We start from the raw sequence: 23,049 nt of genomic DNA on the forward strand, positions 1-23,049 counted from the left end.
CCGACCACGGCGTCCGTCGATGACGTCCCCTCCACTCTCACCCGCGTCCACATGATCGGGATCGGCGGCGCCGGCATGTCCGGAGTCGCCCGGATCCTGCTCGACCACGGCGTCGCGGTCTCTGGCAGTGACGCCCGTGACTCGGCGGACCTCCGGGCGCTGGCCGACCGGGGGGCGATCGTGCGGGTGGGGCACAGTGCCGAGAATCTCGAGGCCCTCGGCGCACCGCCGGAGATCGTCGTGATCTCCAAGGCCGCCATCCCCGCCGACAACCCCGAGCTGGCGGCGGCCGGGGCGGCGGGGATCCCCGTCGTCACACGCTCGCAGGTACTGGGGCACCTGGCACGGTCTGGCCGCTCGGTCATGGTCTGCGGGACACACGGCAAGACCTCGACGACCTCGATGCTCATCGCCGGCATGCTCGCCGCCGGGTCCGACCCGTCGTTCGCGGTGGGCGGCACCGTCCTGCAGTTCGGCACCAACGCCCGGGGCGGGAACGACCCGGTGTTCGTCGCCGAGGCCGACGAGTCCGACGGTTCGCTCGTCCACTACGAGCCCGACGTGGTGATCCTCACCAACGCCGAGCCCGATCACCTCGACCACTTCGGCACCGCCGAGGCCTACTACGAGGTGTTCGACACCTTCCTGGCCCGCATCCCCGCGACCGGGGCGCTGGTGGTGTGCCTGGACGACCGGGGCGCCGCCGAACGCGCCCGGCGGGCCGCGGCGGCCGGCGTGCGCGTGCTGGGGTACCGGACCGCGAACGGACCGGCCACGGACCTGCCCGTGGCGGGCGAACTCGCGGACATCATCGTCGACTCCGCCGGCACCCGCGCCGACCTCACGCTCGACGGCGTCCCCCACGGCGAACTCCACGTCGGGACCCCCGGCGAGCACATGGCCCTCAACGCGGTGGCCGCCCTGCTCGCCGCGCGCGAGGTGACCGCCACCGGCGGGATCGCCGCGAGCGGGATCGGAGCCTCCGGGTTCGACTCCGGGGTGTTCGATGTCGACGGGTTCCTCGCGGGCCTGTCCGGGTTCGGGGGAGTGGGACGCCGCTTCGAGCCCAAGGGCGAGGCCGTCGTCGACGGGGGACGGGCCCGGGTGTTCGACGACTACGCACACCACCCGACCGAGGTCGCGGCGGTGCTCGGCGCGGCGCGGGAGATCGTCGAGACGGACGGTGGTCGTCTGGTCGCCGTGTTCCAACCCCACCTGTATTCACGGACGCGCATCTTCGCCGAGGAGTTCGGCCGGGCGCTCTCCCTGGCGGACCGGGTCGTGGTGCTCGACGTCTACGGTGCCCGCGAACAGCCCGAACCCGGCATCGACGGCGGGTCCGTCGCGCGGCACGTGACGGTCCCCGTGCAGCACGTGCCCGACCTGGACGCCGCGCTGGCGGCGGTGCTCGACCTCCTCGAGCCCGAGGACGTGGTGTTCACGCTCGGGGCCGGGGACATCACCACCCTCGGCCCGCGGATCGTCGCCGAGAGCGGTCCGTGGGGCCGGGGTTCGTGAGGAGGGCCGCGCGGTGACCGATCACCCCGGGCAGCGACCGGACGACGCGCCCGTCGACGGGCCGGAGGACGAGCCGCTCGACGAGCCGGATCTCCGGCCCACCCACGGCGGACCGGGGGACCCGGCGATCGACGGGGGTCCGGAGGCCGCGTTCACCGATGACCCCGACCGCCGGCTCGCCGCGGCCACGGTCCGCGGATCCGACGAGCGGGTCCGGCACTCCGACCCGGCGGTCCGCGCGCGGTTGCGCAGGCGTCGGCGGCGGACCAACCGCATCTACGCCGGCCTCGGGGTGGCGCTGGTGGTACTGCTCATCGGGTACATCGCCCTGTACTTCCTACCGGTGTTCTCGGTTCGGGGGATCAGTGTGGTGGGCACACGGACCATCGCGTCGGAGGTCGTGACCGAGCGCGCGGCCGTCGCGCCCGGGACCCCTCTGCTCCAGGTGGACACCCACGCCGTCGCGCGGCGGGTGGCAGGGCTGCCCCGGGTCGACCAGGTGACCGTCAAGCGTGACTACCCGTCGGCGCTGCGGATCGAGTTGGTTGAGCGCACCGCCCTGGTGGTCGTGGAGGTCGACGGTGCCCAGCACCTGGTGGACGCCCAGGGCATCGACTTCGGGCCCGGCGAGGCCCCTCCCGGCACGCCCCTGCTCACCGTGGGCGAGGCGGCGGGGTCCGACCTGCCCTCGATCGTCCGCGACCTGGCGACCGTGTTCACCGAGGTGCGCGACACGGCGGGTCAGGAGATCGGTTCGGTCGAGGTGGAAACACCCGCGTCGATCGTCCTCACGCTCGCCGACGGTCGGATCGTCGAGTGGGGCGCGGCGGGACGCGACCACGAGAAGGCCGTCGCGTTGCGGATGGTGTTGGAGCAGCCCGGGCAGACCTGGAACGTGTCCAACCCCGCCCTGCCGGCCTCGCGGTAGAGCCGCCGGGCCCGGGGATACCGGGCCACGGACATCTGTTGGGCACGACACGCCCGCGAGCCTCGTGGACGCGCGGCGCCGCTGGCCCTACCGTGTGTGCAGACGGCGGAAAAGGCCTCTGACCAGCAAGTTTAACCCTCAACTAGAGGGTGAGACTTTAGGCTCGCGGAACTTTCGTCGAGACAGCATGCAACCGAGCACGACACCCCCATAGGAAGGCCGGGCCTCGATGAGCTCACCGCACAACTACCTCGCAGTCATCAAGGTCGTCGGGATCGGCGGCGGCGGCGTCAACGCCGTCAACCGGATGATCGACGAGGGCCTGAAGGGCGTCGAGTTCATCGCCGTGAACACCGACGCGCAGGCCCTCCTCATGTCGGACGCCGACGTCAAACTCGACGTGGGTCGCGAGCTCACCCGCGGGCTGGGCGCCGGCGCGGACCCGGAGGTCGGTCGCAAGGCCGCCGAGGACCACAAGGACGAGATCGAGGAGGTCCTCAAGGGGGCCGACATGGTCTTCGTCACCGCCGGCGAGGGTGGCGGCACCGGCACCGGCGGCGCGCCCGTCGTGGCCGCGATCGCCCGCAAGCTCGGTGCCCTGACCGTCGGCGTGGTCACCCGCCCCTTCTCGTTCGAGGGCAAGCGCCGCGGAGGACAGGCCGACACCGGCATCGACCAGCTGCGCGAGGCCTGCGACACGCTCATCGTGATCCCCAACGACCGCCTGCTCCAGCTCGGCGACGCGGGCGTGTCGATGATGGAGGCGTTCAAGACCGCCGACGAGGTCCTCCTCAACGGTGTCCAGGGCATCACCGACCTCATCACCACGCCCGGCGTCATCAACGTCGACTTCGCCGACGTCAAGGGCGTGATGTCGGGTGCGGGCAGCGCTCTCATGGGCATCGGCTCCTCCCGCGGCGAGGGGCGCGCCTTCAAGGCCGCCGAGGCCGCCATCAACTCCCCGCTTCTCGAGACCACGATGGAGGGCGCCAAGGGCGTGCTCATGTCCATCGCCGGCGGCAGCGACCTGGGCCTGTTCGAGATCAACGAGGCCGCGTCGCTCGTCCAGGAGGAGGCGCACCCGGACGCCAACATCATCTTCGGCACCGTCGTGGACGATTCCCTCGGCGACGAGGTCCGCGTGACCGTCATCGCCGCCGGGTTCGACGGCGGGTCGCGCCCGGTCACCGCCGGAGCCGGCCAGCCGCGCCGCGGCCGCCACCACCTCGACGACGACGAGTCGGTCCCCGGCGCCTCCGGCGACACCGGTGGTGCCTCGGAGCTCGGATCGACCCCCCTCGACGGTCGCCGCCGCGAGGAGTCGGCCTACCCGGGTCCCGCCTCCTCGGCCGGCACGTCGTCGTCCTCCGCGGGATCATCCTCCTCCCGCCGCCGGGACGACGATGACGACATCGACGTCCCGCCGTTCATGCGGCACTGACGGCCCGACCCGTGACCGCCGACGGTACGGGGCGCGTCCGCCGGGTGGTCACCGACCGCCGCGGCGGCGCGTCGACCGGAGACTTCGACTCGTTCAACCTCGGTGACCACGTCGGGGACTCCCCGGCGGCGGTCGCCGCCAACAGGGCGCGCCTGGCCCGCCGGCTCGGCCTGCCCGCGGCCAACGTCGTGTGGATGGACCAGGTCCACGGCACCCGGATCGCCCGCGTCACCCGGCCCACGGGCGGGCCGGTCCCGGCCACCGACGGCCTGGTGACCGACCGGCCGGGCCTGGCGCTGGCGGTGCTCACCGCCGACTGCGTGCCGGTCCTGGCCGCGGACTCCGAGGCCGGGGTGATCGGGGCCGTGCACGCGGGCCGGGTCGGCGCGGTCGGCGGGATCGTCCCCGCGCTCATCGGCGCCATGACCTCGCTGGGCGCCCGCGCGGAACGCATCACCGTGCTCCTCGGGCCGGCCGCGGCGGGGGAGCACTACGAGCTGCCCCCGGAGATGGTGGGCGAGGTCGAGGCCGCCCTCCCCGGCAGTCGCGCCCGGACCCTCGCCGGCACCGCCGGGGTGGACCTGCGCAGGGGCCTCACCCGCCAGCTCGCCGGGCTCGGCGTCACCCGCGTCGATTCCGACCCGCGATGCACGATCGCCGAGGACTCCCTGTTCTCCTATCGTCGACAGGGACGGACCGGGCGCCAGGCCAGCGTGATCTGGCGGCAGGGGTAACGGGACCGCAGGAGGCCGCCGGGCGGACCCGCCGGCCCGGAGGAGGAAGAGGGGGACATGACCGATCCCAGGGCCGAGGAACTCGCCACCCGACTGGCCGAGACCCGGCAGCGTCTGGACGCGGCCCGGGCGGCCGCGGGACGGACCGACGAGGTCGACCTCGTCGTCGTCACCAAATACCACCCGGTCACCGACGTCCTCCGGCTCGCCCGCCTCGGGGTGCGCGACGTCGGTGAGAACCGCGTCCAGGAGGCCGCCGCGAAGGTCGCCGACCTGGCCGCCGCCGACGCCGCGCTGGCCGCGGCCGTGCGCTGGAACATGGTCGGGCACATCCAGTCCAACAAGGCCGCCGCGGTGGCCGGGTGGGCCGACCGGGTGCACTCCGTGGACTCGGTCAAGGTCGCGAACGGCCTCCAGAAGGGCCGGGCCCGCGCGGCCGGCGAGCGCGAGGGCGTCACGCCCCTGCCCGTCCTGCTCCAGCTGAGCCTGGACGGTGACACCTCGCGCGGCGGGGTGACCCGTGAGGATCTGCCCGCCCTCGCCGACCACGTGGCGGGGTTGGACCACCTGCGCCTCGCCGGGCTCATGGTGGTCCCCCCGCTCGAGGGCGACGCGGGCGCCCATTTCGCCGATGCCGCCGCGGTGGCGGAAGCCCTGCGCCGGGAGCATCCTGGGGCGGCGGAGTTCTCCGCCGGGATGTCGGGGGACATCGAGGAGGCGATCGCGGCGGGTTCCACCTGCGTGCGTGTCGGAACGGCCATCCTCGGCCCCCGGCCAGTAGTTTGAGATCCAGCCTCGCGGGGACACCCGCCCGCGAAGAACACACGCCCGCGACGACCCCGTTACCAGGAAGGGCCCGGAAGATGAGCGCAATCGCCCGGTTCAAGGAGTACTTCGGAATGGCGCCCGTCGCGGCGTACGACGACGAGTACCTCGACGACTACGACCGACCCGTCCACCACGACGTGCGTGCCCCCCGGGGCATCCACGAGACGGACGACCTCGGCCCGGTCGTCCGCGACCGCCGCGACGACTACGGCTACGCCGTGGACCGGTACCCGGAGGAGCCCGCCCCCCGCGGTCGCCTCGCCGATCTGGGCCCGGCCGACGAGCGCCCCGCGGCACCGCGACGCGCCGACGTCGACGAGCCCGCCCCCCGCCCGCGCCGCTACCACGCCGCCGAGGCCGGAGCGCGCGCCACCCTGCGCGGCGTGCCCGCCACCCGCGGCGCCGTCGCGCTCGCGCCCGAGGAGGACTTCGTGGAGGACGGCCTGGTGACCGTGCCCGAGACCGTCGTCGAGCGCCCCCGTGGCTTCGGTGACGGCAAGAGTCTCGGCGAGCACTTCCGCGCCGGTCGCGCCGTCGTCCTGGATCTGTCGACCATGGCCTCCGGCGACGCGCGTCGCATGGTGGACTTCGCGGCCGGCCTCGTGTTCGGCCTCGACGGCCGCATGGAGAAGGTCGCCGACCGCGAGCGCACCTTCCTCCTGCAGCCGGCCGGCATGGACCTCACCGAGGCCGAGGTCCGCGACGCCGTCAACGGCGCCTTCCGGCGCTGACGCCCACCATCTTGACCGGAGCCGACAGCATGCCCGTGACGGCGCGACGCCGCGGGCCAGTAGGGTTGAGCCGTGCGTGAAACCCTGCTGGTCCTCTACATCATCACCCAGGTCTTCTGGTACATGCTCCTCGCCAGGATCGTGGTCGAGATGATCGCGTCGTTCTCCCGCGGGTGGACCCCGCGCGGCATCCTCGCCGTGGTGCTGGAGTGGCTGTTCACCGTCACGGACCCGCCGGTCAAGGCGCTCCGCAAGGTGATCAAGCCCGTGCGTCTGGGGCAGATCTCCCTGGACCTGTCCGTGCTGGTGCTGTTCGTCATCATCATCGTCATCCAGGTGATCCTGCGCGGGCTGATGATGAGCGTGGCGTGAGGCCGAGCCGCGGCCGCTGGTGACGCGCGGGCCGATTGTGACTAGATTGGCCACCGTTAAGGTAGTAATGAAGTCGTGGGTCCGGTGCGAAATCGCCGGGCCGGCACCCGAGACGACCACGAGGGGTATCCCATGCCGTTGACACCAGCCGATGTGCACAACGTCGCGTTCTCCAAGCCGCCGATCGGCAAGCGGGGCTACAACGAGGACGAGGTCGACCAGTTCCTCGACCTGGTCGAGACGGAGCTCGCGGAACTCGTCTCGGACAACGAGGACCTGCGCCAGCGGGTGGAGGAGCTGACCCGCGACCTCGAGAAGGCGCGTAAGGCCGCCGACGAGGCCGGCAAGTCCTCCGGTGGCTCCGGTGCCGCGCAGCAGCCGGCCGCCGCGGCGCCCGCGCCCACCCCGGCTCCGGCCCCGGCTCCCACCACCCCGGCCCCTGCCACCCCGACTCCCGCCGCGGCGACCCCGTCGCTGGGCCGCAGCGAGGACGACGGCGCCGCCAACAACGAGACCCACCTGCGCGCCGCCCGCGTCCTGGCCATGGCCCAGGAGATGGCGGACCGGCTCACCGGAGAGGCCAAGAAGGAGTCCGACGGACTCATGGCCAAGGCCCGCAGCGAGTCCGACCGCCTGGTGGGCGACGCCCGGACCCGGTCGGAGAAGCTGGTCGGTGACGCCAAGTCGCAGTCCGACAAGATGGTCGGCGACGCCCGCAAGGAGGCCGACAAGCTCCTCGCCGAGGCCAAGAGCAAGTCCGACGGGATCGTCAAGGACGCCCAGGCCCGCTCCGAGCAGCAGGTCAGGGAGGCGCAGGCCAAGGCCGACGCCCTGCAGGCCGACGCCGAGCGCAAGCACACCGAGATCATGGCCACGATCAACCAGCAGCGTGGCGTGCTCGAGAGCCGGATCGACCAGCTGCGCACGTTCGAGAAGGACTACCGCAGCCGTCTCACCAGCTACCTGGAGAACCAGCTGTCCGAGCTGGGCAAGACCGGATCGGCGGCCCCGGCCGCCTCGTCCGCGTCCACCCCGTCCGCCGGCGGCGACGTCCCGGGTGCCCCCGGTTCGTCGGACCAGGCGGCCAAGAAGGACGGCGGCCACCGCGCCGAGTGATCTACCCCTTGTGATCCACCCCGTGTGACACGAACGGTCCCCGCCCCTGCCCGAGGGTGCGGGGACCGACGTATATTCGGGGGAGGACGGGGTCGCCGCCGACGGTGCGCGTTCCCGACCCGCACCGCACAGCACCACGATTCGCACAGCACCACGATTCAGCACCACGGATTCGCACGCACCAGGAGGCACGGATGCTCGTCGCCGCTCTCGGACTGACGATCCTCGGCTTCGGCTTCCTCGTGGCGGCCGTCGCGACCGGTCAGATCGGGTGGGCGTGGGCGTGCATCGTCGTCGGGGCCCTGGGGCTCGTCCTGCTTGTGGTCGACCTGGTCCGTGGTCGGGCGGACCGCGGCCACGAGCCGCCGGTGACCGCGGAAGAGGCGGACGCCCGCACCGACGGGTAATATCGGATCCTGTCCGGCCGAGAGCCGGATGCGCTGTGATCCGGCCATCACCGGGGAGCGCTCGGAAGAACGGCGGGCCCCGCGTATCGGGCCCGCTCAGTAGAACCGAACGGGGGAGCCCGTCACAGCCCGACCCACGAGTGGGCGTCGCACGTCGTCGCCAAACGGGGTGGTACCGCGGACGGAACGCGCCAGACGCGTTCCGGATCGTCCCCGAGCGCAGGCCTGACGGCCCCACGGATGCGAACTCGTGCGGGCCCCGTACGCGAGGAGTCCGCCCAGATGAGCACCGAACCCGTAGCGACCGAGCGCGCCGACGGCGAGCCCGCTGCCACCGGCAGCGCGTACCCCGTGCTCGACCTCGCCGGGGGCACCACGTCCCAGACGCCGTCGTTCCCCGCCCTCGAGGAGACGGTCCTCCAGCGCTGGGACGAACGCGACACGTTCCGCCGGTCCATCCGCAACCGCGCAGACGCGCAGGAGTACGTCTTCTACGACGGGCCCCCGTTCGCCAACGGCCTGCCCCACTACGGCCACCTGCTCACCGGGTACGTCAAGGACGTCGTCCCGCGCTACCGCACGATGCGTGGCTACAAGGTGGAGCGCCGCTTCGGCTGGGACTGCCACGGACTGCCCGCCGAGCTCGAGGCCGAGAAGCAGCTCGGCATCACCGAGAAGTCCCAGATCCTCGACATGGGTCTGGCGGAGTTCAACAACGCCTGCGAGAAGTCGGTTCTGCAGTACACCGACGAGTGGGAGAAGTACGTCCACCGTCAGGCCCGCTGGGTGGACTTCGAGAACGACTACAAGACGCTCGACATCGACTTCACCGAGTCCGTGTTGTGGGCCTTCAAGCGGTTGTACGACAAGGGCCTGATCTACAAGGGCTTCCGCGTGCTCCCGTACTCGTGGTACGAGCAGACCCCGCTGTCCAACCAGGAGACCCGCCTGGACGACGCCTACAAGATGCGGCAGGACCCGGCCGTCACCGTGGGGCTGCCGCTGGAGGCCCCGCAGGACAGCCCGTTCCACGGCGCCGAGGCGCTGGTGTGGACCACCACGCCCTGGACCCTCCCGTCCAACCTCGCCGCCGCCGTGCATCCCGAGATCGACTACTCGGTGGTCCGGGTCAACTCCGGAGAGTTCGCCGGCCGACTGTTCGTCCTGGCCGAGGCCCGCCGCGGCGTGTACGCCGCCGAGTTCGGCGACGACGCGGAGGTCGTGACCACCGTCAAGGGCTCCGAGCTGGTGGGACTGCGCTACACCCCGCCGTTCGACTTCTTCGCCGGGCACGCCGGCGCCCACGTGGTGCTCTCGGCCGACTACGTCACCACCGAGTCGGGTACCGGCGTCGTGCACCTCGCACCCGCCTTCGGTGAGGAGGACAAGGACGCCTGCGACGCCGCCGGGATCGAGCTCGTCATCCCCGTGGGCCCGGACGGCAAGTTCACCTACGAGGTCCCGCCGTACGCCGGCCAGCTCGTCTTTGACGCCAACGCGCCGATCTCCCGCGACCTGCGGGCCGACGGCCGGCTGATCCGCCACGAGACCATCGAGCACTCCTACCCGCACTCGTGGCGTTCCGGGCAGCCGCTCATCTACATGGCGTTGCCGGCGTGGTTCGTCAAGGTCACCGCGTTCCGGGACCGCATGGTCGAGCTCAACCGCGAGCACATCACCTGGATGCCGGAGCACGTCCGCGACGGGCAGTTCGGCAAGTGGCTCGAGGGCGCCCGCGACTGGAACATCAACCGCAACCGCTACTGGGGGGCGCCGATCCCGGTGTGGGAGTCCGACGACCCCGCCTACCCGCGCGTCGACGTCTACGGGTCCCTCGACGAGCTGGAGGCCGACTTCGGCGTCCGGCCCACCGACCTGCACCGCCCGTACATCGACGAGTTGACCCGACCCAACCCCGACGACCCGACCGGCAAGTCCACGATGCGCCGCATCCCGGACGTGTTCGACTGCTGGTTCGAGTCCGGCTCGATGCCGTTCGCCCAGGTCCACTACCCCTTCGAGAACAAGGAGTGGTTCGAGACCCACAACCCGGGCGACTTCATCGTCGAGTACAACGGCCAGACCCGCGGCTGGTTCTACACGCTGCACGTGCTGGCGACCGCGCTGTTCGACCGCCCGGCGTTCACGCACGTCGCCGCCCACGGGATCGTCCTGGGCAACGACGGCCTCAAGATGAGCAAGTCCAAGGGCAACTACCCGGACGTCAACGAGGTCTTCTCCCGCGACGGCTCGGACGCCATGCGCTGGTTCCTCATGAGCTCGCCGATCCTGCGGGGCGGCAACCTCGTGGTGACCGAGCAGGGCATCCGCGAGGGCGTCCGCCAGGCCATGCTGCCGCTGTGGAACACCTACAGCTTCTTCCAGCTGTACGCCGCCCGGCGGGCCACCTGGCGCACGGACTCCCCGCACGTACTGGACCGCTACATCCTGTCCCGTCTGGCCTCGACCCGCGACGCCATGACCGACGCACTGGACGCCACCGACATCGCCGCGGCCTGCGACGAGCTGCGCCTGTTCGCGGACGCCCTGACCAACTGGTACGTCCGCCGGTCGCGCTCGCGCTTCTGGGCCGGCGAGGACAGTGGCCAGGATTCCCGCGACGCCTTCGACACCCTCTACACGGTGCTCGAGACCACCATGCGCCTCGCGGCCCCGCTGCTGCCGCTGATGAGCGAGGTCGTGTGGACCGGCCTCACCGGCGAGGAGTCGGTGCACCTGGTGGACTGGCCGACCGCCGACGAACTGCCGGGGGATGAGGGCCTGGTCGAGGCGATGGAGGCGGTGCGCGACGTGTGCTCGACCGTGTCCTCGATCCGCAAGGCCAAGCACCTGCGCGTGCGCCTGCCGCTCAACTCGCTCACCGTCGCGATGCCCGACGCCGGGCGGCTCCAGCCGTTCACCGGGCTCATCGCCGACGAGGTCAATGTGCGCGAGGTGCGCCTCACCAGTGACGTGGCCGCCCACGGCCGGATGGAGCTGGCGGTCAACGCGCGCGCCGCCGGGCCGCGGCTGGGCAAGCAGGTCCAGGCCTGCATCAAGGCCGCGAAGTCCGGCGACTGGACCGAGACCGACGGTGTCGTGGTCGCCGGCGGCGTGGAGCTCCAGGAGGGTGAGTACGAGCACCGGCTCGTGGCCGCCGATCCCGAGTCCACGGCGGCGCTGCCCGGCGGTGCCGGTCTGGTCGTGCTCGACCTGACGGTCACGGAGGAGCTCGAGGCCGAGGGCTGGGCCAAGGACCGGATCCGGGAGATCCAGGAGGCCCGCCGCGGCGCCGGGTTCGACATCTCCGACCGCATCCGGGTGCGCATGGAGGTACCGGCCGCCCGCCGCGAGTGGGCGGACCGTCACGCGCAGCTCATCGCCGGCGAGGTGCTGGCCACCGATTTCGCGGTGGTCGACGCGTTGGACCCGGCTGACGGGACCCCGGCCGAACTAGCCGAGGGCGTCCGGATGACGCTGGCTCGGGTCTGACCGGCGGCTCGTCATGAGTGGCGGGCAGGACCGGTGGGTCCTGCACGTGGACATGGACGCGTTCTTCGCGTCCTGTGAGCAGTTGACCCGGCCGACCCTGCGGGGTCGGCCGGTGCTCGTCGGCGGGCAGGGTGGCCGCGGCGTGGTGGCGGGCTGTTCGTACGAGGCACGGGCCTTCGGGGCGCGGTCGGCGATGCCGTCGCACCAGGCCCGCCGGCTCGTGGGCCCCTCGGCGGTGTTCGTCTCCCCGCGGATGCCGGTCTACCGGGCACTGAGCCGCCGGGTGTTCGAGGTGTTCGCCGAGCACGCGCCGGTCGTGGAGCAGATCTCCGTGGACGAGGCGTTCCTCGAGCCGCCCGAACTGCGCGGTGCGGATGTCGAGCGGACGCGGCGGTGGGCCCACGAGTTGCGGGCCGCGATCCGCGAGGCCACCGGGCTACCCGCCTCGGTGGGGGCGGGCGCGGGGAAGCAGTACGCCAAGATCGCGTCGGAGTTGGCCAAGCCCGACGGGGTGGCGGTGGTGCCGCGTCGCGATCACGCCGAGGTGCTGTATCCGCTGCCCGTCCGGAGCCTGTGGGGTGTGGGCCCGGTGGCGGGGGAGCGGTTGTCCCAGTTCGGTGTGGCCACGATCGGGGACCTCGCGGAGATGGACGACGACGACGTGGCCCACGCGCTCGGCAGGTCCGTGGGCCCGGCGATCGCCCGGATCGCCCGCGGGTACGACGACCGTCCGGTCCACGAGCGCGCCGAGGCCAAGCAGATCAGTGCGGAGAGCACGTTCGCCGCCGATCTCACCACTCCGGGCCAGGTCACGGCAGCGGTGCGCCGGGCGGCGGAGGCCGCGCACCGCCGACTCCTGTCCGACGGCCGCGCGGCGCGCACGGTGACGGTCAAGGTCAAGCGGTCGGATTTCACCTCGATCACCCGCTCGTACACCCTGCCGCAGGGCACCACGTCACTGGAGACGATCGTCGCGGTCGCCCGATCGCTGGCACCGGACCCGGTGGAGTTCGGGGCGATTCGGTTGCTGGGCGTGGGGGTGTCGGGCCTCACCGACTTCTACCAGGACGCGCTCTTCGAGCAGGAGTTCGTCCCCGGGGACCGGACGGGGCCGGGTGACGACGACGAGGACCTGCCCGACATCGTGGGAGTGGGCACCACGGTCACCACCGATGGATCAGACGTGGCCGACCCCGGGTCGGGGCCAGCGGGCGACGGGGCGTCCGCGGGGCGGGAGGCCGCGGAACTCCCGGCGATCGGGGCGTGGCGGCAGGCCGGGCACCAGAGTTTCGAGACGGGCGCGGACGTGCGACACCCGGAGTTCGGGCACGGCTGGGTGCAGGGGTCGGGTCACGGCCGGGTGTCGGTGCGGTTCGAGACGGCGGCGACGGGTCCGGGCCGGATGCGCACGTTCGCCGAGGACGACCCGGACCTCGAACCCGCGGACCCCCTGGACTCCCTGGGCTGGTAGTTCGCCGACCATCCCCCGGGACGTACGCGCCCGGATCGGTCCATTCCGGCAGCGCACCCGGGCGGTTCGTGGGCGAAGAGGGCGCGCAGGCCGAAGGGGGCGCGGCGCCTAAGGGGTTGCGCAGGCCGCTCAGCTGTAGAGGTGGTAGCGCGCCCACCGTCGACGCACCTCTGCGGCCGCACCGTCACCGCCGTCACCGCCGTCGCCATTGTCACCGCCGGCACCGTTTGCAGCGTCCGCGGTGGACAGGAGCGCCGCGAGCAGGACCCTGGCCTGCCCGGACCGCAGGTACCCGCAGCTCAGCACGCCGCGGGTCGCGAGCTCGGCGCCACCGCCCCGCCCACCGTAGGTCGAGCTCGCCTCGCCCCGCGGCACCCGGGTGGACGCGACCACCACGAGGTCCGGTCGGTCGTCGGCGAGGCGGGCGACCGCGTCGGCGACGAGCGGTGGCAGGTTTCCGGATCCCGAGCCCTCGAGCACCAGTCCGCGCGCGCCGGCCTCGACACAGGCGAGCAGTGCGACCGCGTCCGCGCCGGGCGGGCAGGCGACCACGTCGACCCGGGTGTCGGCGAACCGGGCCCGGGCGGGCAGGGTGGGGCGTTCGAGTTCCGGGGGCAGGTCCTCGACCGGGTGCTCGGGTGAGTTGCGGGCGAAGGCGACGGGGTCGGTCGTGTGCCACTTGCGCACGCCGCGGGCCTGGAGGATCGCCCGGCCCAGCACCACGAGCACCCCCAGGCCGCCGGAGACGGGGTCCGCCGCCAGGAGCACGGCGTCCAGCAGATTGGCGGGCCCGTCGGCCTCGGGGTGGTCGGCGGGGAGCTGCGCCCCGGTGATCGCCACGGGCCGCGGGTCGTCGTGGTGCAGATCGAGCGCGATCGCGGTCTCCTCGAGGGTGTCGGTCCCGTGGGTCACCACGACCCCGGACACCCCGGGATCGGACAACACGTCGGCCACCGCGTCGACGAGCAGGTCCCACTCGGCGGGGCCGAAGGTGGAGGAGTCGGCGTCGAGAACCGTCCGCGCGCTCACCCGGATCTCCTCCGGTAACACCGCGCGGAGGCCGTCGAGCATGGCGTGCGTCGCGGGGTCGGAATCGCCGGCCAGGACCGCCCCCTCGGGCGTCGTCGAGGCGGTGATCGTGCCCCCGGTGGTGCAGATCACGATGTGGGGGGTATCGGTGCTGGTCTCGGCGTTGGTCACCCGGTCCACAGTGCTGGGCTGACGGCCCGTCGTCAACCATCCCGGCCGCCGACGATGGAACAATGGCGCATCAGTGTTCGTTGGGCCGGTGACCCGGCCCGCCAGCCATGACCAGCTCGGTACCGCATGCCCGGTGCCGAACATCTCGACGAAAGGACCCCGTGTGAGCCTTCGACGCACCATCGCCGCCGTCTCCCTGTCCGCCTTCGCCCTGGGCGGCCTCGCCGCCTGTGGAGGCGGGGAGGACGGCGGGCGTGAGACCGCCCCCGCGCCCACCACGAGCGCGCAGGAGACCGCCATCCCCACCGCCGAGGAGCTGACCCAGCTGCTCGCCCGGGCGTCCGACCCGGCGGTCCCGGTCGAGGAGAAGGTCAACCTGGTCGAGGGCGGTGCGGAGGCGCCCGAGATCTTCGACCAGATCGCCGCCCTCAAGGCCGAGCAGGGGGCCGACGTGACGATCACGGGCGCGGCGGAGGGAGACATCCCCGGAACGCTCATCGCCAACGCGGTGATCGCCCAGCCCGGCCAGGAGAACATCAACGTCCAGGCCCAGTTCATCGACCAGGGCGGTCAGTGGCAGCTGCAGAAGGCGTTCGCCTGCGCGCTCATCACCAACGCCGGTCTGGAGCCGCCGGCCACCTGCGCCGGCGTCTGATCGCGGATCGCACCGGACTGCTCGCGAGTCAGTCCACGCTGCGGAACTGCAGCACCGAGTCCTCGTCGTAGGTCGTCCGTCGTCCCGAGTCGGGATCGACGTAGACGGCCCGCGTCGAGGACTCGGTCGTTCCGTCCACGGGTAACGCGGCCCGCAGATCCACCGTGAGCTCGCCCGAGCCGTCGACCTCGTAGGACTCCACATCGAGGGTCACGCCGGGCCCGCCGTCAGAGGCGGGCGCGGCCAGGGTGGCGGCCGGGTCGGGGGCGGTGGTCGTCGACCGGACCGTGGCCACGTCGCCCTCGAGCCCGACCAGTTCGTAGGTGACGACCCGCGTCGGGGCCACCGCGTCGTCGACCTGTCGGGTGACGGTCCAGCGGGCGCCGACGCCGATCGCCTCGGTGGGGAACGCCACCGTCGCGTCCGACACCGCGTTGGCGGTGATCTCCACGCCGGCGCGTGCGGCATCGGTGGCCGCCGACGGCGCGGCCAGCGACAGCTCCCGGACCACGCCGTCGGCGCTGCGGTTCCAGGTGACGGTGAAACCGGGAGCGGTGGCGAACTGGGCGTTGCGGAGTTCGTCGACGGAGGTGAACTCCCGCGCGGTGACGGTGGCCCGCTGCGCGCCGTCGACGTCGGGCTCCGACCGCCCCTCGACGGTGAGCGTCTGCGCGGGGGTGTCGTCGGAGCGCGGCTCCGCCCCCGGAACCTCGGTCCGCGAGGTGGCGGACCGGGTGACGGCCACGACCGCCGGCTCCCGGGAGGGGGCGTACGCCAGGACCCGCCGCTCGCCCCCACCGGCGTCGATCAGGTCCACGACCGGGGCGGGGCCGGGATCGACGGTCAACTCCGGCTCGAGGTCCTGTCCGTCCTGCGCAGATGACGACCCCGGGCCGCTGGCGGCGAGGTCCGCGGCATCGTCCTCGCCGCACGCGGACGCGCCTGCCACCAGCGTCACGGCCAGCGCCGCCGCGACGAGACGTCGACCGCGGCGGGCGGTGCGGGAGGGGCTGGGGGAGACGATCGATCGCAGATCCACGGCCCCGAGCCTAGAGGGTCGCCCACCCGGCGCAGGCGGGCCCGCGGCGGGATCAGGGATACTGGTGCCCATGACGGAGACCAACGGGACGCCGCCCGACGCACCGGGGCCCACGCCCGGCAGTGCGGCACCCCAGGATGCCTCGCCCGCGAGCACCGCGCCCCACAACCCCGCGCACCACAACCCCGCGCCCCACAACCCTCTGCCCCACTACTTCCGGCACGGGCCGGTGGTCATGCTGGTGATCGCCGCGGTGATCATCCTCATCGACCAGGTCGCCAAGGTGCTGGCCGTGGCGAACCTGGAGAACGCGCGGCCCGTGGAACTCGTCGGCGACACGGTCCGTCTGGTCCTGCTCCGCAATCCGGGCGCCGCGTTCTCCATGGGTACCGAGTTCACGGTGGTGCTGAGCATCATCGCCACGGTCGTGGTGGCGGGGCTGATCTGGTTCTCCCGCCGGGTCCACTCACGGTGGTGGGCGTGGGGCCTCGGCCTCATCCTGGGCGGCGCCGCCGGCAACCTCGTGGACCGCTACCTCCGGGCGCCCGGCATCCTGCAGGGCCACGTCGTGGACTACGTGTCCATCGGCTGGTGGCCCGTGTTCAATGTCGCGGACTCCTGCCTGGTCGCCGGGGTGATCGTGGTGGCTGTGGCCGTGTTCCGCAACATCGACGTCGACGGCTCGCGGGTGTCGGGCCACTCCGGCGCCGCGGGCGAGGCCGAGAGGGACCCCGCCGATGGGTGAGGTCCGCACCTTCCCCGTCCCCGACGGGCTCGACGGGATGCGGGTCGACGCCGGGGTCTCCCGGCTCCTGGGCATCTCGCGGACCGCGGTGGCCGACCTTGCCGGCGAGGGCAAGGTCCTGCTCGACGGGCACACCGTGGGCAAGTCCGACAAGCTCACCGGGATGTCCTGGATCGAGGTCGAGATGCCCGCACCGCGGGCCGAGCCGGCCGTGGTGGCCGAGCCGGTCGAGGGGATGGCGGTCCTGTACTCGGATGAGGACATCGTCGTCGTCGACAAACCGGTCGGCGTCGCCGCACACGCCTCGGTCGGCTGGACCGGTCCCACCGTGATCGGCGGCCTGGCCGCCGCCGGGTACCGCATCTCCACCTCCGGCCCGCCGGAGCGCAAGGGGATCGTCCACCGGCTCGACGTGGGCACCTCCGGCCTCATGGTGGTGGCGGCGTCCGAGCGGGCGTACACGCTGCTCAAGCGGGCGTTCCGCGACCGCACCGTGGACAAGACCTACCACGCGCTGGTGCAGGGCCACCCCGATCCGATCTCGGGCACCATCGACGCGCCGATCGGGCGTCACACGTCCAACGACTGGCGCTTCGCCGTCACCTCCGACGGTAAGCACTCGATCACCCACTACGACACCCTCGAGGCACACCAGGCCGCGACGCTCGTGGAGGTCAAGCTCGAGACGGGCCGCACCCACCAGATCCGCGTGCACTTCTCCGCGCTGCACCACCCGTGCGCCGGTGACCTCACCTACGGCGCCGACCCGGTCCTGGCCAGGCGGCTGGGGCTCGAGCGGCAGTGGCTGCACGCGGTGGGGCTGGGCTTCGAGCACCCGGGGACCGGCTCGCGGGTGGACTTCACCAGTACCTACCCCGACGATCTCCAGCACGCGATCGACGTCCTGCGCTCGGCATGACCCTCGCCGCGCGGGTGCTCAAGGTGGCCGGCGTGGGGGTGGTGATCGTGCTGTCACTGGTCGCGGTCCTCACCGCGCTGCGCACCGAGCTGCCGCGCAGTCCCGGCGTGATGACCGACGCCCTGGGTCCCACCGACGGCGAGCGCGTCGACGACTACCTCGCCCGCGCGGCCGACTCACTGGTCGCCGCGGACGGCGGGGGAGAGGCCGCACGGGGTTCCGGCGGAGATGACGACGACGACGACGCCCCCGCCTCCGACACCGACGCCCACCGCTGGGCCCTCGTGACGGCGGGCTGGGCGTGGACGGTGCCCGAGGCGGCCGGCGTGGTCCGGGAACTGCCGCGCGTCTCGGGGCTGTACGTGCAGGTGCCGGTCGACGGGGTCGCGATGCCCGTCACCGGGGCGACCCTGGCCGAGCCGGTGGCGGGGGAGACCGGACGCGAGCCAGTCTTCCACCGCGGTCTCGAGCAGGTGATCCGGCGCCTCGAGGCGGGGCCGCCGACCGGACCCGGGGTGCCGCAGCCGTCCGACGCCGGACGGGCCGCCGCCACCTCCAACCTGACCGTCGCGCGAATCCGTACCGGGGAGCCGGCGATCATCGGGTTGCTCGCCCGCGGCACCACCGCGCAGTTGCGCGCGGTGGCCGATCAACCCTGGGTCCGCGCGGTCGAGGCCCTGCCGCCGGACGCGGTGTGGGAACGCTTCGCCGTCCGCCCGCTGCAGCCGCAGCAGGTCGACGCGGCCTACCCGCTGCCCGACGACGGCCCCGTCCCGGCCTCCTGAACCGCGCACACCCACCGACGGCGCGTGCTCGTCCTCGGGACGGCACCTGCCGGCGGGCCCCCCACCCCCGAACGGCGCACGCCCCGCGGGCCCGAGCCGGGGCGTGGCTAGGGTTGCGCCGGTGAGCAACAGGGGTCCGAGCGGGCGGGTGAGCAACAGCGAGAAGTCGGCCGCCGGCGGGATGGTCGCCGGCATCGCCGCCTACACCCTGTGGGGATTCTTCCCCGCGTTCTTCCCACTGCTCGAGCCCGCCGGCGCCGTCGAGATCGTCGGTCACCGGATCGTGTGGTCGCTCGTCGTGATGGCAGTGGTCCTCACGGTGCTGCGGCGCTGGCGCGACCTGTGGGCCATCGACCGCGTCTCGTGGGCCCGGGTCGCGGGCGCAGCCCTGTTCATCACCGCCAACTGGGGCGTGTACGTCTACGCGGTGAACTCCGAGCGGGTCACCGAAGCCGCCCTCGGGTACACCATCAACCCTCTGGTCTCGGTCCTGCTGGGCGTCCTGCTGTTCCGCGAACGGCTCACCCGCCCACAGTGGCTCGCGGTGGCCCTCGCCGTCGTCGCCGTGGGGGTCCTCACCGCCGGATACGGTCACTTCCCGTACCTCTCGGTCATCCTCGCGCTGAGCTTCGGCATGTACGGGGTGTTCAAGAAGAAGCTGCGCGTGGACCCGGTGATCGGGATGACGGGCGAGGTGCTGGTGATCGCCCCGTTCGCGACGGTCCTGCTGCTGTGGCTGGGGGCGACCGGCGCGGGCACGTTCAGCACCGAGGGCGTGGGGCACTCCGCCCTGCTGGCGACGTCGGGCCTGGTCACGGTGGTCCCGCTGCTGCTGTTCGCCGTGGCCGCGCAGCGCATCCCGCTGGCCACCGTGGGGATGCTGCAGTACATCGTCCCGGTGCTGCAGATGGCCTGGGGACTGCTCGTCGTGGGCGAGCGGCTCGACGCCGTGCAATGGGTCGGGTTCGCGCTCATCTGGGCCGCGGTGATCGCGTTCACGCTGGCCGGTAGGCAACCACGCTCCCGTCGAACTGGCGTTTCTGGTCCTGTCGGAGAACCGACCTAGACTGTCTCGGACAAGCCGTAGGAGGAATGCTGCGTGGGCGACCAGTTCGTGCATCTGCACAATCACACCGAGTTCTCGATGCTCGACGGGATGGCGCAGATCGACCCGCTGTTCGCGGAGGCGTCCAGGCTCGGGATGCCGGCGGTCGGGATGACCGACCACGGCAACATGTACGGCTCCTCGGACTTCTACAAGCAGGCCAAGAAGTCCGGCATCAAGCCGATCATCGGGATCGAGGCGTACGTCGCCCCCGAGTCGCGCTTCAACAAGAAGCGCGTGCTGTGGGGCGAGAAGCACCAGAAGAGCGACGACGTCGCCGGCTCGGGCGCGTACACCCACATGACGATGGTCGCCGAGAACGCCACCGGCCTGCGCAACCTCTTCCTGCTGTCCTCGCTGGCCTCCTACGAGGGACAGCTGGGCAAGTGGGCGCGCATGGACGCCGAGATCCTCGCCGAGCACTCCGAGGGGATCATCGCGACCTCCGGGTGCCCCTCCGGTGAGATCCAGACGCGGCTGCGCCTGGGCCACACGAAGGAGGCCTACGAGGCCGCGGAGAAGTGGCAGTCGATCTTCGGCAAGGACAACTTCTTCCTCGAGCTGATGGACCACGGGATCGACATCGAGCGGCGCGTCCGCGAGGACCTGCTCAAGCTCGGCAGGGACCTGGGGATGCCGCCGCTGGTGACCAACGACTGCCACTACGTCACCCGCGAGCAGGCCCACTACCACGAGGCCATGCTGTGCGTGCAGACCGGAAAGACCCTCGCCGACGAGAACCGCTTCAAGTTCGACGGTGACGGTTACTACCTCAAGTCCGCCGACGAGATGCGCGCCCAGTGGGACACCGAGGTCCCCGGCGGGTGCGACAACACCCTGTGGATCGCCGAGCGCGTCCAGCCGTACGACGACATCTGGGCGCCCAAGGACCGGATGCCCAAGTTCCCCGTGCCCGAGGGCGAGACCGAGGACACCTGGCTGGCCCGGGAGGTCCACAAGGGCCTCGAGTGGCGGTTCCCGGACGGCGTCCCGCAGGAGTATCTCGATCGCGCAGCGTTCGAGCTCGAGGTCATCAAGGGCAAGGGCTACCCCGGCTACTTCCTCGTGGTCGGTGACCTCATCGAGCACGCCCGTTCCATCGGGATCAAGGTCGGCCCCGGCCGAGGCTCCGCCGCCGGCGCCCTGGTCGCGTACGCGCTGAAGATCACCAACATCGACCCGATCGAGCACGGGCTGCTGTTCGAGAGGTTCCTCAACCCCGAGCGCCCGTCCGCGCCGGATATCGATATCGACTTCGACGACCGCCGCCGCGGCGAGATGATCCGCTACGCGTCCGACAAGTGGGGCGCCGACAAGATCGCCCAGGTCATCACGTTCGGCACCATCAAGACCAAGGCCGCGATCAAGGACGCCGCGCGCGTGAACTTCGGCCAGCCCGGATACGCGATCGCCGACCGGATCACCAAGGCGCTGCCGCCGGCGATCATGGCCAAGGACATCCCGCTATCCGGCATCACCGACCCCAAGCACGAGCGCTTCGGTGAGGCCGCCGAGGTCCGTCAGCTCATCGAGACCGATCCCGACGTCAAGCGGATCTACGACACGGCCCGCGGGCTCGAGGGCATGGTCCGCCAGGCCGGCGTGCACGCGTGCGCGGTGATCATGTCCTCCGAGCCCCTGCTCGACGTGATCCCCATGTGGAAGCGCGCCCAAGACGGCGCCCTCATCACCGGCTGGGACTACCCGTCGTGTGAGGACATCGGCCTGCTCAAGATGGACTTCCTGGGCCTGCGCAACCTCACGGTGATCGGCGACTGCCTGGAGAACATCAAGCTCAACCGCGGCGAGGAGATCGACCTCGACACCCTGAGCACCGAGGACCAGGCGACGTACGACCTGCTGGCCCGCGGCGACACCCTGGGCGTGTTCCAGCTCGACTCCGGTGGCATGCGCGAGCTGCTCAAGCGGATGAAGCCCACCGGCTTCAACGACATTGTGGCCGCCCTCGCCCTGTACCGCCCCGGCCCCATGGGCATGGGGACGCACTGGAACTACGCCGACCGCAAGAACGGCAAGCAGGATCTGGTGCCCATCCACCCCGAGCTCGAGGAGCCGCTGCGGGAGATCCTCGGTGAGACCCACGGTCTGATCGTGTACCAGGAGCAGATCATGGCGATCTCCCGCGAGCTCGCGGGATACACGGCCGGCGAGGCCGACGGTTTCCGTAAGGCCATGGGCAAGAAGAAGGCCGAGGTGCTGGCCGCCGAGTACGAGAAGTTCTCCGGCGGAATGTTCGAGCGGGGCTTCTCCAAGGACGCCGTCGACGCGCTGTGGGGCACCATCGAGCCCTTCGCCTCGTACGCGTTCAACAAGTCCCACGCCGCCGGCTACGGCCTGGTGTCCTTCTGGACCGGTTATCTCAAGGCCAACTACCCGGCCGAGTACATGGCGGCGCTGCTCACCTCCGTCGGTGACGACAAGGACAAGGCCGCCCTGTACCTGTCCAACTGCCGCCAGATGGGCATCAAGGTCCTGCCGCCCTCGGTGAACGAGTCGCTGACCAACTTCCTCTCGGTGGGCACGGACATCCGCTTCGGGCTCGGCGCCGTGCGCAACGTCGGCGCCCAGGTGGTGGACTCGATCGTCGCGGCCCGCGAGGCCAAGGGCGAGTTCAGCGACTTCTCGGACTACCTGGCAAAGATCGACCAGACCGCCTGCACCAAGAAGGTCACCGAGTCCCTCGTCAAGGCCGGCGCCTTCGACTCGCTCGGCCACCCGCGCAAGGGCCTGTTCCTGGTCCACGCCGACGCCGTGGAATCGGTGATGTCCACCAAGAAGGCCGAGGCGGTGGGGCAGTTCGACCTGTTCGGCGGGGGAGACACCGACGACTCCGGCGCGGAGTCGTTCAATGACGTCTTCGCCGTGCGGGTCCCCGACGAGGAATGGGATATCAAACAGAAGCTCGCGCTGGAACGCGAGATGCTGGGTCTGTACGTGTCCGGTCATCCCCTCGACGGGCTCGAGGCCGCACTGGAGGCCAAGACCGACACCACCATCGCCACCATCCACGAGGGCGAGCTCTCCCACGGCACCGCCGTGACGATCGGCGGGATCATCTCGGGCGTCGACCGGCGGGTGAACAAGAACGGCGAGCCGTGGGCGATCGTCACCATCGAGGACTTCAACGGTAGCGTCGAGGTGCTGTTCTTCCCCAAGACCTACCGACTCGCGGCAATGGACATCGCCGAGGACGCGGTGGTCCTGGTAAAGGCGCGCATCAACATCCGTGAGGACCGCGTCTCGGTGTTCGGAGACACCCTCGAGGTGCCGGATCTGGTCGTCGGCGGGAACGGGGCGCCGCTGGCGCTCACGCTGCCGACGAGGATGTGCACCATCGAGACCGTCACCGCCCTCAAGCAGGTTCTGGGGCGACACCCGGGCCCGTCGGACGTGCACCTGCGATTGGTCAACGGCAGTTCCTCGACCGTCCTGCGGCTCGACGACCACCTGCGGGTCGAGACATCGTCTTCACTGATGGGGGATCTCAAGGCGCTGCTCGGCCCCGGCTGCCTCACGGGCTGACCGGGTTGGCGGTGATCGTG

At 71.7% G+C, this 23,049-nt stretch carries 19 protein-coding genes; 17 read left to right on the forward strand and 2 right to left on the reverse strand.

Features of this window, described 5'->3' with window-relative positions; all coding sequences use genetic code 11:
• Positions 1–51: 51 nt before the first annotated feature.
• The 11 genes from murC to L8M95_RS16330 all read left to right on the forward strand — a co-directional run bounded on the left by murC (position 52) and on the right by L8M95_RS16330 (position 13,038).
• Positions 52–1,518 carry a UDP-N-acetylmuramate--L-alanine ligase gene (gene murC, locus L8M95_RS16280; RefSeq protein ID WP_260489289.1) on the forward strand — a complete coding sequence of 489 codons (1,467 nt, stop codon included), beginning with the start codon at positions 52–54 and terminating at the stop codon, positions 1,516–1,518.
• Positions 1,519–1,531: 13 nt separating this feature from the next.
• Positions 1,532–2,446 (forward strand): cell division protein FtsQ/DivIB, encoded by a 915-nt coding sequence (locus L8M95_RS16285; protein WP_260487122.1) that lies wholly within the window; start codon positions 1,532–1,534, stop codon positions 2,444–2,446.
• A gap of 229 nt (positions 2,447–2,675) precedes the next feature.
• Positions 2,676–3,887: a cell division protein FtsZ gene (ftsZ, locus tag L8M95_RS16290; protein WP_260487123.1), complete on the forward strand. Its 1,212-nt coding sequence runs from the start codon at positions 2,676–2,678 to the stop codon at positions 3,885–3,887.
• A gap of 11 nt (positions 3,888–3,898) precedes the next feature.
• Complete coding sequence (gene pgeF / locus L8M95_RS16295; protein ID WP_260487124.1) at positions 3,899–4,621, forward strand: peptidoglycan editing factor PgeF; 723 nt, start codon at positions 3,899–3,901, stop codon at positions 4,619–4,621.
• Between the two features lie 57 nt (positions 4,622–4,678).
• Positions 4,679–5,407 carry a YggS family pyridoxal phosphate-dependent enzyme gene (locus L8M95_RS16300; RefSeq protein ID WP_260487125.1) on the forward strand — a complete coding sequence of 243 codons (729 nt, stop codon included), beginning with the start codon at positions 4,679–4,681 and terminating at the stop codon, positions 5,405–5,407.
• Positions 5,408–5,484: 77 nt separating this feature from the next.
• The gene (locus L8M95_RS16305; RefSeq protein WP_260487126.1) at positions 5,485–6,180 is read left to right on the forward strand and encodes a cell division protein SepF; all 696 of its coding nucleotides are present in this window, start codon (positions 5,485–5,487) and stop codon (positions 6,178–6,180) included.
• 72 nt (positions 6,181–6,252) lie between these two features.
• Entirely contained in the window at positions 6,253–6,552 is a 300-nt protein-coding gene (locus L8M95_RS16310) for a YggT family protein (protein ID WP_260487127.1), read from the forward strand.
• Positions 6,553–6,684: 132 nt separating this feature from the next.
• Positions 6,685–7,668 (forward strand): DivIVA domain-containing protein, encoded by a 984-nt coding sequence (locus L8M95_RS16315; RefSeq protein ID WP_260487128.1) that lies wholly within the window; start codon positions 6,685–6,687, stop codon positions 7,666–7,668.
• Positions 7,669–7,862: 194 nt separating this feature from the next.
• Positions 7,863–8,075, forward strand: a complete 213-nt coding sequence (locus tag L8M95_RS16320) for a hypothetical protein (protein ID WP_260487129.1) — start codon at positions 7,863–7,865, stop codon at positions 8,073–8,075.
• Between the two features lie 282 nt (positions 8,076–8,357).
• Positions 8,358–11,567: an isoleucine--tRNA ligase gene (ileS, locus tag L8M95_RS16325; RefSeq protein ID WP_260487130.1), complete on the forward strand. Its 3,210-nt coding sequence runs from the start codon at positions 8,358–8,360 to the stop codon at positions 11,565–11,567.
• A gap of 13 nt (positions 11,568–11,580) precedes the next feature.
• Positions 11,581–13,038, forward strand: a complete 1,458-nt coding sequence (locus tag L8M95_RS16330; RefSeq protein WP_260487131.1) for a DNA polymerase IV — start codon at positions 11,581–11,583, stop codon at positions 13,036–13,038.
• Positions 13,039–13,167: 129 nt separating this feature from the next.
• Here L8M95_RS16330 and L8M95_RS16335 read toward each other — a convergent pair whose 3' ends face one another.
• Positions 13,168–14,238 carry an asparaginase gene (locus tag L8M95_RS16335; protein ID WP_260487132.1) on the reverse strand — a complete coding sequence of 357 codons (1,071 nt, stop codon included), beginning with the start codon at positions 14,236–14,238 and terminating at the stop codon, positions 13,168–13,170.
• Between the two features lie 163 nt (positions 14,239–14,401).
• On the opposite strand from L8M95_RS16335, the gene L8M95_RS16340 reads away from it, so the two are divergent.
• Complete coding sequence (locus tag L8M95_RS16340) at positions 14,402–14,893, forward strand: hypothetical protein (RefSeq protein WP_260487133.1); 492 nt, start codon at positions 14,402–14,404, stop codon at positions 14,891–14,893.
• A gap of 28 nt (positions 14,894–14,921) precedes the next feature.
• Here L8M95_RS16340 and L8M95_RS16345 read toward each other — a convergent pair whose 3' ends face one another.
• On the reverse strand, positions 14,922–15,932 hold the full coding sequence (locus L8M95_RS16345) for a hypothetical protein (RefSeq protein WP_260487134.1): 1,011 nt from the start codon (positions 15,930–15,932) through the stop codon (positions 14,922–14,924).
• 70 nt (positions 15,933–16,002) lie between these two features.
• Here L8M95_RS16345 and lspA point away from each other — a divergent pair, with 70 nt between their 5' ends.
• From lspA to dnaE, 5 genes are all read left to right on the forward strand, one after another.
• Positions 16,003–16,677, forward strand: a complete 675-nt coding sequence (gene lspA, locus L8M95_RS16350; protein ID WP_260487135.1) for a signal peptidase II — start codon at positions 16,003–16,005, stop codon at positions 16,675–16,677.
• On the forward strand, positions 16,670–17,596 hold the full coding sequence (locus tag L8M95_RS16355; protein WP_260487136.1) for an RluA family pseudouridine synthase: 927 nt from the start codon (positions 16,670–16,672) through the stop codon (positions 17,594–17,596). The genes lspA and L8M95_RS16355 overlap by 8 nt, the downstream gene beginning before the upstream one ends.
• Entirely contained in the window at positions 17,593–18,381 is a 789-nt protein-coding gene (locus L8M95_RS16360; protein ID WP_260487137.1) for a hypothetical protein, read from the forward strand. The genes L8M95_RS16355 and L8M95_RS16360 overlap by 4 nt, the downstream gene beginning before the upstream one ends.
• 181 nt (positions 18,382–18,562) lie before the next feature.
• Positions 18,563–19,447 (forward strand): EamA family transporter RarD, encoded by an 885-nt coding sequence (gene rarD, locus L8M95_RS16365; RefSeq protein ID WP_260489290.1) that lies wholly within the window; start codon positions 18,563–18,565, stop codon positions 19,445–19,447.
• 33 nt (positions 19,448–19,480) lie between these two features.
• Positions 19,481–23,029, forward strand: coding sequence for a DNA polymerase III subunit alpha (dnaE, locus tag L8M95_RS16370; RefSeq protein WP_260487138.1), 3,549 nt, complete (start codon positions 19,481–19,483; stop codon positions 23,027–23,029).
• Positions 23,030–23,049: the final 20 nt, after the last annotated feature.

This window comes from Dietzia sp. B32, from assembly GCF_024732245.1.
Taxonomy (GTDB): Bacteria; Actinomycetota; Actinomycetes; order Mycobacteriales; family Mycobacteriaceae; genus Dietzia.

Coding starts and splice junctions, on each gene's coding strand:
- murC (WP_260489289.1), top strand. CDS start 52: ATGATCGGGATCGGCGGCGCCGGCATGTCCGGAGTCGCCCGGATCCTG.
- ftsZ (WP_260487123.1), top strand. CDS start 2,676: ATGAGCTCACCGCACAACTACCTCGCAGTCATCAAGGTCGTCGGGATC.
- L8M95_RS16300 (WP_260487125.1), top strand. CDS start 4,679: ATGACCGATCCCAGGGCCGAGGAACTCGCCACCCGACTGGCCGAGACC.
- L8M95_RS16305 (WP_260487126.1), top strand. CDS start 5,485: ATGAGCGCAATCGCCCGGTTCAAGGAGTACTTCGGAATGGCGCCCGTC.
- L8M95_RS16315 (WP_260487128.1), top strand. CDS start 6,685: ATGCCGTTGACACCAGCCGATGTGCACAACGTCGCGTTCTCCAAGCCG.
- L8M95_RS16320 (WP_260487129.1), top strand. CDS start 7,863: ATGCTCGTCGCCGCTCTCGGACTGACGATCCTCGGCTTCGGCTTCCTC.
- ileS (WP_260487130.1), top strand. CDS start 8,358: ATGAGCACCGAACCCGTAGCGACCGAGCGCGCCGACGGCGAGCCCGCT.
- L8M95_RS16330 (WP_260487131.1), top strand. CDS start 11,581: ATGAGTGGCGGGCAGGACCGGTGGGTCCTGCACGTGGACATGGACGCG.
- lspA (WP_260487135.1), top strand. CDS start 16,003: ATGACGGAGACCAACGGGACGCCGCCCGACGCACCGGGGCCCACGCCC.
- L8M95_RS16355 (WP_260487136.1), top strand. CDS start 16,670: ATGGGTGAGGTCCGCACCTTCCCCGTCCCCGACGGGCTCGACGGGATG.
- L8M95_RS16360 (WP_260487137.1), top strand. CDS start 17,593: ATGACCCTCGCCGCGCGGGTGCTCAAGGTGGCCGGCGTGGGGGTGGTG.
- rarD (WP_260489290.1), top strand. CDS start 18,563: ATGGTCGCCGGCATCGCCGCCTACACCCTGTGGGGATTCTTCCCCGCG.